The sequence below is a fragment of the Vibrio sp. V33_P6A3T137 genome (assembly GCF_009904835.1).
Classification (GTDB): Bacteria; Pseudomonadota; Gammaproteobacteria; order Enterobacterales; family Vibrionaceae; genus Vibrio; species Vibrio metschnikovii.
Genome location: NZ_WXWK01000168.1, coordinates 1 through 3,207 on the forward strand (window position 1 = coordinate 1; position 3,207 = coordinate 3,207).

Genomic DNA, 3,207 nt, shown 5'->3' on the forward strand with positions numbered 1-3,207 from the left:
AATCTCTTTTAAACTAGAATTACGTTTATTAATAAGATAAGTATAAAGTACGGCTATTACTATTGCGCTGATAATATATAGAAAATATAGTCCATGAGATGGAGTGGCAATGAAAGAGAATTGCACGGATAAATAATTAATAATGGTATCAAACAAAATACTAACCTCTCCAATGGCGAATAATAGACGATTTTCTAATATCACTGACAATCTTAGAGCTGTTTAACGTTTTTTTTAGCATGGTCTCGATACGTGGGTTTGGCGTATTAATACTTTCAGAAAAAAAATTCAACATGTTTATATGTTGTTCACCAGTGAAATAGATACGCTCGAACTTTCGGTCAAGCATAGGTTTCATTCCATGCCTCACTTCTATATCCAAGTATCGTTGTACATCACCGTAAACGAATGATCCCCAGTAAGGCATAATGAAGTCATTAAATATGAGTTCGCCTTTTGAACCTGAAATTCTTAGAACCTGACGAACAGTGCTTTGTCTATAAGAACTGTTCAGGGCAAAGCTTGTAGTAGCGTTGCTACCTATAGTTGAACACTCAATTATTACTCCATTATTATTTTTCAGTAACTGCGATGAATGCTCAAACTCTCCACCACATAGCTCTACTAGTGTTCTAATCAGATACCATCCTAGATCACCTAAAACGCCATCTGGCTCTAAAGTTGGGTTAAATTTTGTTAACGCTTCATCAGTGCTAGGCCAGTTAAAAGTAGCTTCAACAAATTCAATGCAACCTACATATCTATCAACGAGTTCAGTTAAACGGTAAAATATCTGATTATGTAAACAATGGCTAGCTTCTAATATTATTAATTGCTTGGAGATTGCTATATCGATAGCATTTATTAATTGCTCATCATAATTAATAGGCTTCTCAATGAGTACATGCTTATTTTTTTCAATAGATAGACATAAATAACTATTTTTTGTTGATGTAGGCGATGCAATATAAACCACGTCGAGTTTCTCATCATTTAAGAATTGATGGATATCTGTGTAGACATTTCTATATTCAATGCCGTTATCACTGGCAAAATCTCTACCAGACTGTAAAGACCTTGATAGTACAGAGTGCAACGTAAGTCCACATGAAGGATTGTTAACTAAGCAGTGTGCAATAAATTTTCCCATCTGCCCTGAACCAATAATCCCAACGTTACTCATAGTCACACCTATAATCTAAATCAGACGTTACCTCGACAACGAACTCTACATCATGGGGTATAGTAACATGTTCATCTGCCCCTACCGAAACGGTAGCTCCCTCAAAAAGAAAAATGGCTTCTCCGCTAAAGATCGAGAATCTCTCAATGCCTATGGCTTTCCATATAAATTTGCCTTTAAGCATAAAACCATAGGATATTTTACGACCAGTTGGATCGACAAAATCGCGAATAAGTGACTTTCCATCAAAGAAGATAAACGACTGAACGTATTTTAGTTCCTCAAACTCTTGCATTTGCTGCCTCAATTACTGATTTATCTTGAATTTCTAATCCTAAATTAAATGGCGATGTAATTACTTCTGGAATCGGATCGAAAGCTAGGTGCTTACGCCCATCAAACAACAACGACTTATCTCTTGTATAACAAAGAATAAGTTGAAGCCTGTTATCATATGGACAAGCATCACGCCAATGTTCAAGCTTTTTACCATCAAGTATTAAGGCCTGACCATTTTTCAGTGCAATCGATTCACCCTCGATAACAAGATCCCAACTATCTTCTCCTGCAATGTTTATATTCATTGAAATGATATAATCTACAGAGTTTCGGTCTTTATGTTTTGGAACTACATGACCTTTTTTATAGTTCCAAAGAAATGAATAGCTCGGATATACGACCTCGCCAACGACTGATGAGACTGTTTCTCGATAGTAACTTAACATTGCTTCAAAGTACGGCACAGCATAATACATATGAGCTGATTCTGAATCTGTATTTCCTTTCAGTTTTTTGTTATTTAGCAAGATGGCTAAATAATCAATGATGATATTCAGTTCCCGTTGAGTTACTGCATTATCAATAACTTTGTAACCTTTAAACTCCATTTATACCTCCGCCAGTATTTTATTAATGAATGATGTTTGACGTCTTTCAATTCTCTGACTCAGCAGTTCAAGGTCAATACCACTAAATTCTGACAGCCAACGAATTGCAGACTCATTTACATGTAAAACCGATTGGTAAGTGTCAAGGTGGGTAACCAAAAACTCTCGGTAGCTATATTGCTGCTGGACCTTTTGACGGAAATAGTTAATACCCATTTGTACATGTCTTGCCTCATCTTGCAATGCACCTTTATAGATCTGCCCAATTAGACTTTCTTCACCAAAGGTTGAAATAAAAATATTAAACTGCTCAAGAGCGCCATTTTCTAGAAAAACATGGCTTAGAAAAATCTCGTCAAATTCACTTAAGGAATCAAAGTGATTGTCATAAAGTTCTTGTGTTTTAGAGCAATCACTGATGCTTCCGTTGGCTAGTAATGCATATTTTGCGAACAATTCAGCATGTCTTGCTTCATCATTTATGGCTTGTCCTAAGCCGATTTTTAAGGAAAAATCTTCACATTGTACCAATAGTTCCGCTGCGTTTTGCATACCAAGGACTTCAACGTGTGCAGACATGCTAGCTATATCTACAGCTAGACATTTCAAATGTTCTGGTACTAAATCATCACTTGCCATTGACCAATCTAATCCAGAATCCCACAAGGCTTGAGACTTGCCTTTGAGATAGGTTTGATAGTGTGTATCTTCCAAAAAACTGACATTACAAATTTTAGTACATTTAAGCATTTAGATTTCCTTTATGTAGGCTTATTGATTTTGCTTTTAATTTTATGAATGTGTGTATACAGACCAAGAACATCATTAAACTAGTAACAATAAATGTCATTTGAATACCAATCTGGTCTGCCACTACTCCACCAATTACAGGTAATGAAATAGCTACAATCGATGCTATTTTCTGTATATATCCTGTAACTGAACCTAAGCGCTCAAAGTCTACTAATGTACGTAATCCTGATTTCATAATTACGAATGACATCCCTGAAGATACTCCCGTTAAAGACACTATCAAGTAGCAACCAATAACAGATATAAAGCCGTGATTAACAATACCCATGGTGAAGAATGCTACAACATTCACTAATAGAGAAAATATATAGCACTGTATAATGC

At 35.7% G+C, this 3,207-nt stretch carries 5 protein-coding genes; all 5 read right to left on the reverse strand.

Annotated features, from left to right (window positions below):
- Window positions 1–160: 160 nt before the first annotated feature.
- Window positions 161–1,183: a Gfo/Idh/MocA family protein gene (locus CAG60_RS15595; protein WP_161439373.1), complete on the reverse strand. Its 1,023-nt coding sequence runs from the start codon at window positions 1,181–1,183 to the stop codon at window positions 161–163.
- Window positions 1,176–1,478, reverse strand: coding sequence for a pyrimidine/purine nucleoside phosphorylase (locus CAG60_RS15600; protein WP_161439374.1), 303 nt, complete (start codon window positions 1,476–1,478; stop codon window positions 1,176–1,178). The genes CAG60_RS15595 and CAG60_RS15600 overlap by 8 nt, the downstream gene beginning before the upstream one ends.
- A complete protein-coding gene (locus CAG60_RS15605) occupies window positions 1,465–2,070 on the reverse strand; it encodes a hypothetical protein (protein WP_161439375.1) in 606 nt (201 codons plus the stop codon). The genes CAG60_RS15600 and CAG60_RS15605 overlap by 14 nt, the downstream gene beginning before the upstream one ends.
- Window positions 2,071–2,820 (reverse strand): ferritin-like domain-containing protein, encoded by a 750-nt coding sequence (locus CAG60_RS15610; protein ID WP_161439376.1) that lies wholly within the window; start codon window positions 2,818–2,820, stop codon window positions 2,071–2,073.
- Window positions 2,813–3,207, reverse strand: a 395-nt coding sequence (locus CAG60_RS15615) for a hypothetical protein (protein ID WP_237667802.1), incomplete at its 5' end; no start/stop codon positions are given. The genes CAG60_RS15610 and CAG60_RS15615, both read right to left, overlap by 8 nt.